Origin of the sequence: Vibrio sp. PID17_43 (assembly GCF_002608565.1) — a bacterium.
Lineage (GTDB): Bacteria > Pseudomonadota > Gammaproteobacteria > Enterobacterales > Vibrionaceae > Vibrio.
Window position 1 is genome coordinate 114162 of the sequence record NZ_LIXM01000005.1, and the last position, 13396, is coordinate 127557.

13 protein-coding genes and 1 riboswitch are annotated in these 13396 nt (G+C 43.9%); of the genes, 6 read left to right on the forward strand and 7 right to left on the reverse strand.

The features are described from left to right. Positions 1–90: 90 nt before the first annotated feature. From infA to aat, 3 genes are all read right to left on the reverse strand, one after another. Positions 91–309, reverse strand: coding sequence for a translation initiation factor IF-1 (infA, locus tag AK965_RS05175; protein WP_001040192.1), 219 nt, complete (start codon positions 307–309; stop codon positions 91–93). A gap of 80 nt (positions 310–389) precedes the next feature. Next, a complete protein-coding gene (locus AK965_RS05180) occupies positions 390–1091 on the reverse strand; it encodes an arginyltransferase (protein ID WP_099078608.1) in 702 nt (233 codons plus the stop codon). After that, positions 1088–1798 (reverse strand): leucyl/phenylalanyl-tRNA--protein transferase, encoded by a 711-nt coding sequence (aat, locus tag AK965_RS05185; RefSeq protein WP_099078609.1) that lies wholly within the window; start codon positions 1796–1798, stop codon positions 1088–1090. The genes AK965_RS05180 and aat overlap by 4 nt, the downstream gene beginning before the upstream one ends. 40 nt (positions 1799–1838) lie before the next feature. Between aat and AK965_RS05190 the strand changes: the two genes are divergently transcribed. Together AK965_RS05190 and aroA are read left to right on the forward strand one after the other, a co-directional pair. Then, positions 1839–2315, forward strand: coding sequence for a glycine zipper 2TM domain-containing protein (locus AK965_RS05190; RefSeq protein ID WP_099078610.1), 477 nt, complete (start codon positions 1839–1841; stop codon positions 2313–2315). Positions 2316–2475: 160 nt separating this feature from the next. Beyond that, positions 2476–3756, forward strand: a complete 1281-nt coding sequence (aroA, locus tag AK965_RS05195) for a 3-phosphoshikimate 1-carboxyvinyltransferase (RefSeq protein ID WP_099078611.1) — start codon at positions 2476–2478, stop codon at positions 3754–3756. A 65-nt stretch (positions 3757–3821) separates the two neighbouring features. Here the strand turns inward: aroA and AK965_RS05200 are convergent, their stop codons facing one another. Further along, a complete protein-coding gene (locus tag AK965_RS05200) occupies positions 3822–4070 on the reverse strand; it encodes a YciN family protein (protein WP_099078612.1) in 249 nt (82 codons plus the stop codon). Between the two features lie 552 nt (positions 4071–4622). Here AK965_RS05200 and topA point away from each other — a divergent pair. The 4 genes from topA to AK965_RS05220 all read left to right on the forward strand — a co-directional run bounded on the left by topA (position 4623) and on the right by AK965_RS05220 (position 11359). Next, positions 4623–7253 carry a type I DNA topoisomerase gene (topA, locus tag AK965_RS05205; protein ID WP_099078613.1) on the forward strand — a complete coding sequence of 877 codons (2631 nt, stop codon included), beginning with the start codon at positions 4623–4625 and terminating at the stop codon, positions 7251–7253. A gap of 518 nt (positions 7254–7771) precedes the next feature. Continuing rightward, positions 7772–8989, forward strand: a complete 1218-nt coding sequence (gene glgC / locus AK965_RS05210; protein ID WP_099078614.1) for a glucose-1-phosphate adenylyltransferase — start codon at positions 7772–7774, stop codon at positions 8987–8989. Continuing rightward, positions 8979–10436: a glycogen synthase GlgA gene (glgA, locus tag AK965_RS05215; protein WP_099078615.1), complete on the forward strand. Its 1458-nt coding sequence runs from the start codon at positions 8979–8981 to the stop codon at positions 10434–10436. The genes glgC and glgA overlap by 11 nt, the downstream gene beginning before the upstream one ends. A gap of 119 nt (positions 10437–10555) precedes the next feature. Further along, positions 10556–11359, forward strand: coding sequence for an alpha/beta fold hydrolase (locus tag AK965_RS05220; RefSeq protein WP_099078616.1), 804 nt, complete (start codon positions 10556–10558; stop codon positions 11357–11359). 34 nt (positions 11360–11393) lie between these two features. On the opposite strand, the gene AK965_RS05225 is transcribed toward AK965_RS05220, so the two are convergent. From AK965_RS05225 to AK965_RS05235, 3 genes are all read right to left on the reverse strand, one after another. Beyond that, positions 11394–11711 (reverse strand): DUF2007 domain-containing protein, encoded by a 318-nt coding sequence (locus AK965_RS05225; protein ID WP_099078617.1) that lies wholly within the window; start codon positions 11709–11711, stop codon positions 11394–11396. Next, positions 11711–12403: a TVP38/TMEM64 family protein gene (locus AK965_RS05230; RefSeq protein ID WP_099078618.1), complete on the reverse strand. Its 693-nt coding sequence runs from the start codon at positions 12401–12403 to the stop codon at positions 11711–11713. The genes AK965_RS05225 and AK965_RS05230 overlap by 1 nt, the downstream gene beginning before the upstream one ends. 118 nt (positions 12404–12521) lie before the next feature. Continuing rightward, positions 12522–13112, reverse strand: a complete 591-nt coding sequence (locus tag AK965_RS05235) for a TfoX/Sxy family DNA transformation protein (RefSeq protein ID WP_099078619.1) — start codon at positions 13110–13112, stop codon at positions 12522–12524. Between the two features lie 116 nt (positions 13113–13228). Continuing rightward, positions 13229–13318, reverse strand: a riboswitch (cyclic di-GMP riboswitch). Between the last annotated feature and the right edge of the window lie 78 nt (positions 13319–13396).

Here is a 13396-nt window from a genome sequence, read left to right on the forward strand (position 1 = left end):
TCCAACAAGCATCATGATTATTGTAGTGAATCAAAGACAATAAAAAACGGAGCGTAGGCTCCGTTTTTTATTGCATCCGAAAATCTAAGATTAACGAGCGCGGAAGACGATGCGACCTTTAGATAGGTCGTATGGAGTCATCTCTACAGTTACTTTATCACCAGTAAGAATACGGATGTAGTTCTTACGCATCTTACCAGAGATGTGTGCAGTCACAACGTGACCGTTTTCAAGTTCAACGCGGAACATAGTGTTTGGTAGAGTGTCAAGCACAGTGCCTTGCATCTCAATTACGTCTTCTTTAGCCATTTAATCCTCTTTAGAAATTAGGCAATATTAGCGCGCCTATTCTGCCGCTAAATAGTAATTATGTAAAGTTGGAGCGTATTCTACCCTTGCCAACGCTGATTTACTAGCCTTTGGTGACGCTGAAAGCGTGTTTTATAGTTCATCGCTGGACATTCATCGATCTGATATCCCAAATATAGCCAGTGTTTACTTGTCTGCAAGCAATATTTGATTTGGTAAAGTACTGCTAACGTACCGAGAGAGAGCGAAGAGTCGGGATCGAAAAACGTATAAAACGCACTAGCACACTTATTCATAATGTCAGTGACAGCGACAGCGAGTAATCGGTTTGATTCATCGTATATATGAAGAAAGCCTGTCTCTAGCCAACTCGTTTTCGCAAAGCGTGTGAACTCATCTTCTCGTGGTGGATACATAGTGCCCTTTTGGTGTCGTTTAGTAATGTATCGGCTGTATAGCTTAAACCAGTTATCATCGAGATCTGCTTTCATTTCCCAACGTAAAAGTGAGGCATTATTTAACAAACGTCTCTGGCTTTTAGATGCGACAAAGTCAGCGATAGAAACTCTTATCGGTTGGCATGCGTTACAGTGTTCACAATGTGGTTTATAGATCGTATTCCCACTGCGGCGAAAGCCATTTGCCATCAATATTTGATAGTTTTGCTCGGTATGTAAATTGGAATCAAGAGCCACGGCAACGCGTTCTTGTCGTTCGGGTAAGTAACTACAAGAATGGTTTTGAGTTAATCCAATACGAATGTGCTGAAGATCCGTGCTCATGATACAGAGTCCTGCAAAGTCTGTGGTGTAAAAGTTCCCAAAGCGGTCTTTTTATTCCTTAAAGATAGTAGCTTATCTATGAAATCGTCACGTTCGATTTCATACGCTCCAAGCGATTTGAGGTGTGGGTTCATTACTTGGCAGTCAATCATTTGTCCTTGATGTGATGCCAAATGATCGCATAAGTACCACAACGCTATTTTGGAAGCGTTGCTTTTTAAGCTAAACATCGACTCACCGCAAAAAAGTTGGCCAACACTGATGCCATAGAGACCACCGACCAACTCATTGTCCTGCCATACTTCAACTGAGTGGCAGTGACCATTATTAGCCAGCGCTGTGTAAGCGGCTTGCATACTCTCATTGAGCCACGTTTCTTCGGGGGATCGTGTCGAAGAGCACCGTTGAATTACCTGCTTAGTTGCGTGGTTTAATGTTACTTTATACTGATGTTTACGTTGAAATTTAATCAAGCTTTTAGAAGGTTTAAATGTCATCGGGTCGAAAACGGCACGCGGTGATGGACTCCACCATAAAATGGGTTCTCCAGGGCCGTACCAAGGAAATATGCCTTGATGGTACCCTGCTAATATTCGATCGGGGTTGAGATCACCACCGAATGCTAATAAACCATTTGGTTCACTTAATGCTTCATACGGTGAAGGGAAGTTGTACGTATCATCAAGTTCAGTTAAATAGATTGCCATAAGAAGAGCTTACCAACATTAGAGCCTTTAGGAGCTTATTATGAATGAAGCAAGACCTAGCGTAAAACAATGGGCATGGTTCATACTGTTTTTGCCCTTTTTCGCCAATGCGGCTTATGAAAGAAATGTAGCAAAGCCAGTCAATGAAGTGGTTTATGGTAAAGTTAAATCAGTGCGTTTCATTACCCAACAAGAAGTGATGCAATCAAAAAATAATGGTTGGAAGACGTTGCTAGGTGCCACCATTGGCGGCCTTGTGGGGAATCAGTTTGGTGGTGGTACGGGTAAAGAAGTGGCTACGGCAGTCGGCGCCATTGCAGGGGCCACCGTTGTACAGAATCGAAGTAATGATCTATACACGGTGGAATATAAACTGGTTGAACTATTGATTAAAGTCGAAGGCAACAAGCTTATTAATGTGATTCAAGACGTCGACAAAAACATGCTATTTAACCGGGGTGATGATGTTCGTATATTGTACTTTGATGATGGCGTTAGGGTCGACATCGCTTATTAGGCCACCGTTTGCATGATAAGAGTAAGGGTGACTAATTATTCAAAAATTAGCATGGATTTGCTCTGGTTTTGTGGTGGTTTTTTCGTTAGTCTGAATCCACGAAGAATTGTTTAGCTCTCAAAAAACGCGAAGTGAGAGTACAAAGGATTATCAACTTTTAATGGAAAGCCTAACGTTACAACCCATCAATAAAATTCAAGGGGAAGTGAATCTTCCTGGATCAAAAAGTGTTTCCAATCGAGCCCTATTGCTTGCCGCACTGGCAAAGGGCACGACTCGTTTGACCAACCTTCTCGATAGTGATGATATTCGCCATATGTTGAATGCTCTGACTAAGCTTGGTGTTCAATATCAATTGTCTGAAGACAAAACAGAGTGTGTTGTAGAAGGTCTTGGTCGTCCATTTTCTGTCGCTGAGCCAGCAGAGTTATTTCTTGGTAACGCAGGTACAGCAATGCGTCCATTGGCTGCGGCGCTTTGCCTAGGCGAAGGTGAATATGTACTGACAGGCGAGCCTCGCATGAAGGAGCGCCCGATCGGTCACCTTGTAACAGCGTTGCAGAAAGCGGGGGCCAGCATCGAGTATTTAGAAAACGAACATTACCCACCGCTAAAAATCATAGGTACTGGCCTTAAGTCTGGTTCGGTGTCGATTGATGGCTCTATCTCAAGCCAATTCTTAACCGCATTTTTGATGTCTGCTCCATTAGCCGATGGTGAAATCCGCATCGAAATCGAAGGTGATCTAGTATCCAAACCGTATATTGATATTACGCTGCACATTATGAAGCAGTTTGGCGTTGAGGTTATCAACAACGATTACCAAGAATTTGTGATTCCTTCTGGTCAACATTATATTGCCCCTGGTGATTTCTTAGTTGAAGGTGACGCCTCGTCTGCGTCTTACTTCTTGGCTGCCGCTGCAATCAAGGGCGGAGAAGTGAAAGTCACTGGTATTGGTAAAAACAGTATTCAGGGAGACATTCAATTTGCTGACGCACTAGAAAAAATGGGCGCAGAGATTGAGTGGGGCGATGATTATGTGATTGCTCGCGTTGGTCAGCTTAAAGGTATCGATATGGACTATAACCATATCCCTGATGCAGCGATGACGATAGCGACAACAGCGCTCTTTGCTGAAGGTACAACTGCGATTCGCAACGTGTATAACTGGCGCGTTAAAGAGACTGACCGCCTTGCTGCGATGGCAACAGAACTGCGTAAAGTGGGTGCGGAAGTAGAAGAGGGGCAGGACTATATTATTGTGAAGCCGGTACCTCAACTGACGCATGCTGCGATTGATACTTACGATGATCACCGTATGGCGATGTGTTTTTCGCTGGTGGCGCTTAGCGATACGCCCGTAACGATTAACGACCCTAAGTGCACATCAAAGACCTTCCCGGATTATTTCGACAAGTTTAAAGCATTAAGCTGTTAATTAGGTCTGAATTTACAAAAAAAGCCAGAGTTTAACTCTGGCTTTTTTCTTGGATTTTTATGTGTTTATTTATCTAGCGTGAATTCTTTTGAAAGGTGGTGCGCCAGGTATTTAAACATATTGAATACCGCCGTTGTTTTCGAGGTTGGCAGGCCTTTCTCGTCGAGGAAATACTCACCTTTAAATACCAAAACATCGTCTTTTTCTTCCACGCTTGTGGCACGCATTCCTTCGATGTAGTCGTCGTGTTCTTGGATGATTTGGTTAGCGATTAAAAGAAGTTCGAATTCTTCAATTCGTTTTTTGTCAGACATAACGTTCTCGTCGTTCAATGAAACTCAAGTGAGAGAATTATATACCCAAGTAACTTCAAGGTGCTAGGCTCAGTGGCAGTGCGCAGAATCCTCTATCTTGAAGTCACTTGTGTATACCCATAATTATCATGGGATGGCATGGTGAAATCTGTTATAAGGGGGCCCGTTATGAGCTAATCGTCATCGATGAAAGAATCGAACAAAGATTTATAAATTCATTCGTGGTCATTCTGCTCAGATAATCTTAGGCTAGGTTCTGGAGAGCGTATGAATTTATTTTGTGATGAGAGACTAAAATTATTGCATTCGACTGGCGGCGTTAAACTTTGCCTGCTTAGTATATGCTGCTCAAGACCTTTTGCAGAATCCCACCTCGTCTGAGTATAAAGACGATGAATTGTCAACCAATCGGATCTGAATTTCAAAAAAGCAGTTGATCTTCTTTTCATCTCGCACAATAGTAAAAAAAGAAGCAATGAAATAGAACATTATGCGGATGGCTTCCTTTGGAAGTTTTTGCCCGCATTATCACGAAGGACGTTAGAGTCAGTTATGGGTAAATCGCTCGTTATAGTGGAGTCACCAGCCAAGGCTAAGACGATAAATAAATACCTTGGTAAAGACTTTATTGTTAAGTCTAGTGTTGGTCACGTGCGTGATCTGCCAACGGCCGGTCAAAGCACTGGTGAGAAAAAAGCCGCTGCCATTTCTACCAAAGGAATGAGCCCGGAAGAGAAAGCGCGCGTCAAAAAAGAGAAAGACCGCAAATCCCTGATCAAAAAAATGGGGATTAATCCATACCATGACTGGGATGCGAATTACCAAATTCTTCCAGGCAAAGAAAAAGTCGTAAGCGAACTACAAAAATTAGCCAAAGACGCTGATTATGTTTACCTCGCAACCGATTTGGACCGCGAGGGGGAAGCAATCGCATGGCACCTTCGTGAGATCATCGGTGGCGATGAAGAGCGATACAAACGAGTCGTCTTTAACGAGATTACTAAGAACGCAATCCAGCAGGCTTTCCAGACTCCAGGAGAGTTGAACATGGATGGCGTTAACGCCCAGCAAGCACGTCGCTTCATGGACCGCGTAGTCGGTTTCATGGTCTCTCCATTGCTATGGAAGAAAGTCGCACGTGGTCTGTCTGCAGGACGTGTACAGTCGGTTGCGGTCAAGCTATTGGTTGAGCGTGAGCGTGAAATCAATGCTTTCATTCCAGAAGAGTTCTGGGATATCAATGCAAATACGCACACCAAAGAAAAGACGGCATTCAAACTTCTTGTTGCACAAAAAGATGGCGTTGTGTTTAAGCCTGTTAACGAGATAGAGACCAAAGCAGCGCTTTCTGTTCTAGAAAAGGCGAGCTACGAAGTATGTAAGCGTGAAGACCGCCCAACGAAGAGTAAGCCGTCTGCACCATACATCACTTCAACACTTCAACAAGCGGCAAGTACTCGTCTTGGCTACGGCGTTAAGAAGACGATGATGCTGGCGCAGCGTTTGTATGAAGCGGGTTACATCACCTATATGCGTACCGACTCAACTAACTTGAGTGCGGAAGCGGTAGATGCCGTTCGTGGATTCATCGGCTCTGAGTTTGGTGACAAGTATCTTCCTGCTAAACCGCTTATATACGGCAGCAAAGAGGGTGCACAAGAAGCGCACGAAGCGATTCGTCCTTCCGATGTCGCTGTGAAAGCAGAAGATATACAAGGTGTTGATGCGGATGCCCACAAACTTTATGCGTTGATCTGGAATCAGTTCGTGGCGTGTCAGATGACGCCAGCAGAGTACGATTCAACAACGATCAGTGTAAAAGCAGCGGAATACACGCTAAAAGCGAAAGGTCGTATTCTAAAGTTTGATGGTTGGACTCGAGTTCAACGCCCAATGGGTAAAAACGAAGATACAATTCTTCCTGCTGTGCAACTCGGTGACAAGCTAGACCTAGATTCACTAGAGCCTAAGCAGCACTTTACTAAGCCACCAGCACGTTTCACAGAAGCGGCGTTGGTTAAAGAACTTGAGAAGCGCGGCATTGGCCGCCCATCAACTTATGCATCGATCATTTCTACGATCCAAGATCGTGGTTACGTAAAAGTAGAGCAGCGTCGCTTCTACGCTGAGAAAATGGGCGAAATCGTGACTGACCGCCTAGATGACAGTTTTAACGATCTTATGAACTACGACTTTACTGCTCGTATGGAGCAGAAACTTGACCAAATCGCAGAAGGCAAGGTGAAGTGGAAAGCCGTTCTGGATAACTTCTTCACAGACTTCACGGGTGATCTTGAGAAAGCAGAACAAGACGAGACGGAAGGTGGGATGAAGCTGAATCACATTGTGATGACAGACATTGAATGTCCGACATGTGGTCGCCCAATGGGTATTCGTACTGCGTCGACCGGTGTGTTCCTAGGTTGTTCAGGTTATGCATTACCACCGAAAGAGCGTTGTAAGACAACCATTAACCTTGGTGATGAAGAAGGCATTATCAACGTTCTAGAAGAAGACGTTGAAACGGCCGCACTGCGTGCTAAGAAGCGTTGTCCAATTTGTGAAACGGCGATGGATGCGTACCTCATTGATGATAAGCGTAAGATGCACGTTTGTGGTAACAACCCGAATTGTGAAGGCTACATTGTTGAGCATGGTGAGTTCAAAGTAAAAGGCTACGATGGTCCTGTTGTTGAATGTGACAAGTGTGGGTCTGACATGGTGCTTAAGAATGGCCGTTTTGGTAAATACATGGATTGTACGAGTGAAACCTGTAAGAACACTCGTAAGATTTTGAAGAATGGTGAAGTTGCACCACCAAAAGAAGATCCAGTTCATTTCCCAGAACTGCCATGTGAAAACTCAGATGCATACTTTGTGCTTCGTGATGGTGCTTCGGGCTTATTCATGGCCGCAAGTAACTTCCCGAAATCTCGTGAAACACGAGCACCGTTAGTCTCTGAACTGGCGCGTTTTGAAGAGCGTCTACCTGAGAAGTTTAAGTACCTAACGAAGGCGCCAGCTGCTGATCCAGATGGTCGACCTGCGGTGGTTCGCTTTAGTCGCAAGAGTAAAGAAAATTACGTTCGTACTGAAGATAACGGTAAGCCTAGTGGTTGGACGGCATTGTACATTGACGGTAATTGGGAAGTTACGGATAAGCGCAAAAAAGCAAAAGCGTAATTAAGATTACTCGAACAAAGGCAGCGAATTCGCTGCCTTTTTGTTTTGTGTTTTTTGTTAATTTTGTCAATTAGATTCTTTTCTAAACCTCCTTTCATGTTCATTGAATGGTCATCCTTTCAACGTATTCTGTCGTAAAACTGCGCTTGTGTGGTTATTAGGTTTGTAAATTGTTTACGGAATGTAGTTCGTTACAGGTGTTGTTGTGATCTACGTAGCGTCCTGAGTAAGTAAGCAATGTACGCGACACAGAATGGCGTATTTTAAATTGTAATTTTATTCCAGTTCGTTAATTTATGAGACAGATAATGCACCGGTATGCGGTTGTATCGCGTCAAAATAATGAATAACGACGGCGTGTGCGTACTAGGATGTGCAATAGCTTTATTTTGTTCGTGCTGCAAGAGTTCAAAGAAGCTCATCAGCGCGAATATGCTAGCGTGTTTGTTTGACTCCCCGAGTCTTGCTCATATCAAACAAACATTACTTCCAAGCTATAACTATATGGAGAACAACGAATGGCTGGTGTATTGGGAATGATTCTTGCTGGCGGTGAAGGCTCTCGTTTGAGACCTTTAACGGAGTCCCGTAGTAAACCGTCGGTCCCTTTTGGCGGAAGTTACCGATTGATCGATTTCGCACTGAATAACTTCGTGAATGCTGACTTGATGCGCATTTACGTATTGACTCAATTCAAATCTCAATCTTTGTTCCATCATATGAAGAAAGGTTGGAACATCAACGGCATTACCGATCGATTCATCGATCCAATTCCTGCTCAAATGCGTACGGGTAAGCGTTGGTATGAAGGTACGGCAGATGCTATTTATCAAAATCTACGTTTTATGGAGTTGGCGGAACCTGAGCAGGTATGTATCTTCGGTTCAGACCACATCTACAAAATGGACATCAAACAGATGTTGGCTTTCCATAAAGAAAAAGAAGCTTCTTTAACGGTTTCCGCATTGCGCATGCCACTTTCAGAAGCGTCCCAATTTGGTGTTATTGAAGTAGATAGTGAAGGGCGCATGATTGGCTTTGAAGAAAAGCCAGAAAATCCGAAGTCTATTCCTGGCGACCCTGAGCATGCACTCGTCTCTATGGGTAATTATATCTTTGAAGCACAGACGCTATTTGCAGAGTTGATTGAAGATGCCGACGATGAAGCGTCCTCGCACGATTTTGGCAAAGACATCATTCCTAAAATGTTCCCACGTGGTGATGTTTTCGTGTATGACTTCAGCACTAACCGCATTACTGGTGAAAAGGAAGAAGTTTACTGGCGTGATGTTGGTACGATTGATGCCTACTGGCAAGCTCATATGGATCTGCTTAAAAAAGACGCGCCATTCTCGCTATACAATCGCAAGTGGCCACTGCACACTTACTATCCACCATTGCCACCAGCCACGTTCACAGATTCTGATAATGGTCGTGTCCAGATTATCGATAGTTTAGTGTGCAACGGCAGCTACGTGCGCGGCTCTCGTATTGAGAAATCGGTGCTAGGTTTCCGTAGCAACATCGCTTCAGCTTGTGACATTAGCGAATCCATTTTGCTTGGTGACGTAAAAGTTGGTGAAGGTTGTGTGTTGCGTCGTGTGATTATTGATAAAAACGCTGACATCGCACCGGGTACTCAAATTGGAGTGAACCTACAAGAAGATAAAAAACACTTCCATGTATCAGATGATGGCATCGTTGTTATTCCTAAAGGAGCAAGTGTTGGCTACTAACAATTTGTCGGTACTGTTTGTAGCGTCTGAAGTCGAAGGGCTGATCAAAAGTGGTGGCTTGGCTGATGTAGCCAAGGCACTACCGGAAGCTTTGCAGAATCTTCAGCAAGATGTACGGATTACCATTCCTGCTTACCATGGTATTGAGCAATTATCAGAAGCGGAAACGCTTTTAGAAACCAAGTTAACAAGTTGGCCTCACACTGATTATCGAGTCCTTAAGCTCACGGTTGGGGATAATCCCGTTTACTTGATTGACTGCCAGCCGTATTTTAACCGCCCATCCATGTATGCGGAAAATAACCAAGCGTATACGGATAACGGTGAGCGGTTTGCTTTCTTTAGCGCTGCGTGTCTGGATATGTTGCCAAAACTTGGCTTTCAACCAGATATTGTACACGCGAATGATTGGCATACTGGACTCGTTCCGTTTTTGCTCAAACATCGATATGGATCGGACCCTTTTTTTGCACATACCCGTAGTGTTCTCTCAATTCATAACGCAGTATTTAAAGGCGTATTCAGCTATGACGACGTTCAATGTTTGCCGGAATTCCATAGCCGTAACGAGCCGGATGCCGCCGTAAGCACCACGCACATTACGATGCTAAAAGCGGGGGTAATGAGCGCAGATAAAATCAATGCAGTCAGTCCAACCTACGCTGAGGAATTGAAAACGGAACTTGGTAGCCATGGTATGGCATGGGAGTTCCAGCAACGTTCTGAGGACTTGGTTGGTATTCTCAATGGTTGTGATTATAGCGCTTGGAATCCAGAAACTGATCCTAATTTGCCACTACACTACAAATCCAATCGTCAGAGTATGGTTCGAGGTAAGAACGCTTGTAAAAAGGCACTGCAAGAGAAGCTAGGGCTTGAAACGTCGGATTGCGCTATGTTTGGTATGGTCTGTCGTTTGACGCAACAGAAAGGGGTACATTACCTTCTTCCTGCATTAGCTGACTTTCTCAAACACGATGTCCAATTGGTTGTGGTGGGAACAGGTGATCCTATATTTGCAGCACAATTACGTGACGTCGCGGCACTATTTGCCAACAAATTTGTGTTTGTCGAAGCCTACGATAATGAGTTAGCGCATTTGGTTGAAGCAGGTTCTGATTTCTTCTTGATGCCATCGGAGTTTGAACCTTGTGGCTTAAACCAAATCTACAGCATGGCTTACGGTACACTGCCAATTGTTCGTGGTGTCGGTGGTCTAAAAGATAGTGTTAACGATTACGATGCGGATCCATTAGACGCAACTGGTTTTGTGTTTGATGGGCCGACACCACAAGCATTATTGCTCACGATGTTAAGAGCTTTATTGCTCTATGCACAAAACATCAAAGAAGTGAGACGTGTTCAGCTCTATGCAATGCAAAAAGATTTTTGTTGGCGCAAAGCGGCAGAAGAATATCTGCAATTGTATCGCGCTGCGTTAAATTGATGCAAAATCTTAAATAACTGTAATCTAAGGCACCGATTATGGTGCCTTAATTTTCTCGTTAGTGATGGAATGTGGTAGGATTTACTCCTTTGTTTACTACGACTGTTGATCACTGACGCATGACTCAGCCAATCTTGTTCCACAAAACCTATCTGCACCCTACTAGCAACGAGTGGGTCGTTTTCGTACATGGTGCTGGTGGCAGTTCTTCAATATGGTTTAAACAAATCAAAGCGTATAAACAGCACTTTAATTTGCTGTTGATTGACCTTCGAGGACATGGAAAGTCAAACCAATTACTTAAAGAGCTGATCACAAGCCGTTATACCTTTACTGCCGTGACGCAAGATATTTTGAAAGTGTTGGATCATTTAAAAATCCAATCGGCACATTTTGTCGGCATGTCACTTGGGACCATCATTGTACGGAATTTAGCAGAGCTTGCTTCTGAGCGTGTGTGTTCGATGGTGTTAGGTGGGGCCGTGACGCGATTAAACACACGTTCACAAATTTTGGTGACGTTAGGTAATCTTGGTAAACATATTTTGCCCTACATGTGGTTGTACAAGTTGTTTGCTTATGTCGTGATGCCACAAAAGAACCAGCGTGAATCTCGCCACCTATTTATTCGTGAAGCGAAGAAGTTGTGTCAAAAAGAGTTTAAACGTTGGTTCATTTTAGCCACCGATGTGAACCCACTAATGAGATATTTCAAAGATAAAGAACTGCCGATTCCGACGCTTTATTTGATGGGAGATCGGGATTATATGTTTATCAAGCCCGTAAAAGAGATGGTAGCAGCCCACAAGCTGAGTTCGTTGCGGGAGATCCCAAACTGTGGTCATGTATGCAACGTAGAACGACCTGACGATTTTAACCAACACTCAATAGAGTTTATTAAGCAGCAGCGCCTAACGGCTTAATCTCAGCTGAAGGGACAAAAGAGTAGGGGAACCGTTATGGTTCCCCTATTTGATATCCGCAGTGCCAGCAAGCTCCAAACTGCCCTTCATTTTGCTCTAAGCACTGCGGGCACTGCCAATCTAGATAAGTTGGTTCTGCTTGTTTGCGATACTCTTCAAGTATCACTGAGGCTTTCAGCTTTTGCTCTGGATGTAAAAGCCAAATATACGGGTCAGTATCATCACCAAATGGCAGCTCACCTTTTAAGCCAAACAGGTTTTCACCTCGCACTTCACAAACAATGTGTTCCGTTTTGAGTAGTTCACAGACGATGTGGGCTTCAGTGGGGTTTTGAGCGATATATATCTTCATTAAACGTTTCCATTCGGTTGCCCCTGAACTGGCCGGATTTTATTCATGACCCATTTTGCGATGATAGGGAATAACCCAAGCAATGCAAATGACGCCAATACTGCTGGAGACATAATGCCGGACAGACTATCTATGGTTGCGAGTTGAGTACCTGCATTGAGATAGACGGCCGTTCCTGGCAGCATACCAACTTGACTGGTTAAGTAGAATCGAACCACCGTCATTGGCGTTAAGCCCATCAGTAGATTGATTAAGAAAAAGGGGAACACGGGAATGAGGCGCAGTGAAAATAGGTAAAATGCCCCGTCTTTTTCAACACCATGGTTAATAGCACTTAGCTTATTGCCAAACTTACTTTGCACCCACTCACGCAATAGATAGCGGCTACTTAAGAAGGCGATGGTAGCACCTATGGTGCTGGCAAAAGAAACCAGTAATAAGCTAGCCCAGAAACCGAATAGAGCAGCACCAAGCAGAGTAACAACAGCGGCGCCAGGGATCGAGAACGCCGTAATTGCGATGTAGGCAAAGAAATACGTCGCTGCAGCGAAAGCGAAGTTCTGGTTAATAAACGTATTCAAAGCCTCTTGCTGTGCTTTTGCGTTTTCTAACGTTAAATATTGGCTGAAGCTCACCCCTAGAAAGATGACCGTCGCAAGTAGGAACAGACCTAAAATCAGTTTTTTATTCATTGTCGTTACTCCATTTCGCAGCTTAGATAATAAGACAGAATGGAAGAAGAAAAAATTTCAAAAAAAAACCGCAGTATCAAAACTGCGGTTTTTACTCAATGTCATGCTGAATCGCGCGTTATGAAAGCGCGAACATCAACTCTTCTCTACGAGACTGAGGCACAACGCTCCAATGCGTACCGTTGATTGCCCCTTCTAACGCCCACAGCAACTCAATACTTACCGTAGAGGTATGCGTATCTTGAATTGCTTTGTAAGCATTTAAGGCACCTTCATCTTCTAGCTCTTCGACGGAATCGATGCCTGCTTTCTTTAGCATGCGTTCAGTCGCTAAGCGTAGATTAGGAAGATCTTTCAAACGGTTTGGCTTAGTGCTCGCTTGTTGCTTTTTTTCTTGCTTAGCCGTCTCTAGAGATAGCTTAGCAACATCAATCAAGCGGTCAGTAGATTCCCACAAATCATCAGAAATAGCATAGTATTTCGTCACTACGGGGAATCCACGTTTCTTGTAGACGTACGGTTTTAATCCTTGAGTCTCGAAGTCAGATGAAGTTTTTTGGTCTCCTCGAATATGAAGTTGATTGTTCACAACGAGTGCAAACATCGTTTCATCAGCGAAAAGCCCGAAGCCACCAAACATTGAGCGCGACTTGATCGTACCAAGTGCCTCAAACAGCTTCATTGAGTCTTTGAGTATCGGTTTATCCATGGTGTGTTATCTCGGTGTAATTAATATTACGCCACCAAAAATCAGGTCCGAGAGATTAGCAAATGCATGCAGACACAATGTCATTAAAGGGTAAACTCACTTAATGCATATTTGCCATCGGTAACCCCGCTACCTTTCACTATATTTAGTGGTTAAGGCCGGAGGCTTTGCGTCCCATCCTTTCGAATGGTTTGCCCTGTGCGTGACAAGAGGAGAATACTTCGTATATTGCATTAACATCACGTTCCAAACACTAAAGTGTGATCTCTATTCAACTAATGGTG

What these genes read in the sequence shown, in the direction of transcription:
- aroA (WP_099078611.1), top strand. Translation starts at nt 2,476, where the DNA reads ATGGAAAGCCTAACGTTACAACCCATCAATAAAATTCAAGGGGAAGTG.
- AK965_RS05190 (WP_099078610.1), top strand. Translation starts at nt 1,839, where the DNA reads ATGAATGAAGCAAGACCTAGCGTAAAACAATGGGCATGGTTCATACTG.
- AK965_RS05225 (WP_099078617.1), bottom strand. Translation starts at nt 11,711, where the DNA reads ATGAAGATATATATCGCTCAAAACCCCACTGAAGCCCACATCGTCTGT.
- AK965_RS05220 (WP_099078616.1), top strand. Translation starts at nt 10,556, where the DNA reads ATGACTCAGCCAATCTTGTTCCACAAAACCTATCTGCACCCTACTAGC.
- glgC (WP_099078614.1), top strand. Translation starts at nt 7,772, where the DNA reads ATGGCTGGTGTATTGGGAATGATTCTTGCTGGCGGTGAAGGCTCTCGT.
- aat (WP_099078609.1), bottom strand. Translation starts at nt 1,798, where the DNA reads ATGGCAATCTATTTAACTGAACTTGATGATACGTACAACTTCCCTTCA.
- AK965_RS05235 (WP_099078619.1), bottom strand. Translation starts at nt 13,112, where the DNA reads ATGGATAAACCGATACTCAAAGACTCAATGAAGCTGTTTGAGGCACTT.
- AK965_RS05200 (WP_099078612.1), bottom strand. Translation starts at nt 4,070, where the DNA reads ATGTCTGACAAAAAACGAATTGAAGAATTCGAACTTCTTTTAATCGCT.
- infA (WP_001040192.1), bottom strand. Translation starts at nt 309, where the DNA reads ATGGCTAAAGAAGACGTAATTGAGATGCAAGGCACTGTGCTTGACACT.
- AK965_RS05180 (WP_099078608.1), bottom strand. Translation starts at nt 1,091, where the DNA reads ATGAGCACGGATCTTCAGCACATTCGTATTGGATTAACTCAAAACCAT.
- AK965_RS05230 (WP_099078618.1), bottom strand. Translation starts at nt 12,403, where the DNA reads ATGAATAAAAAACTGATTTTAGGTCTGTTCCTACTTGCGACGGTCATC.
- topA (WP_099078613.1), top strand. Translation starts at nt 4,623, where the DNA reads ATGGGTAAATCGCTCGTTATAGTGGAGTCACCAGCCAAGGCTAAGACG.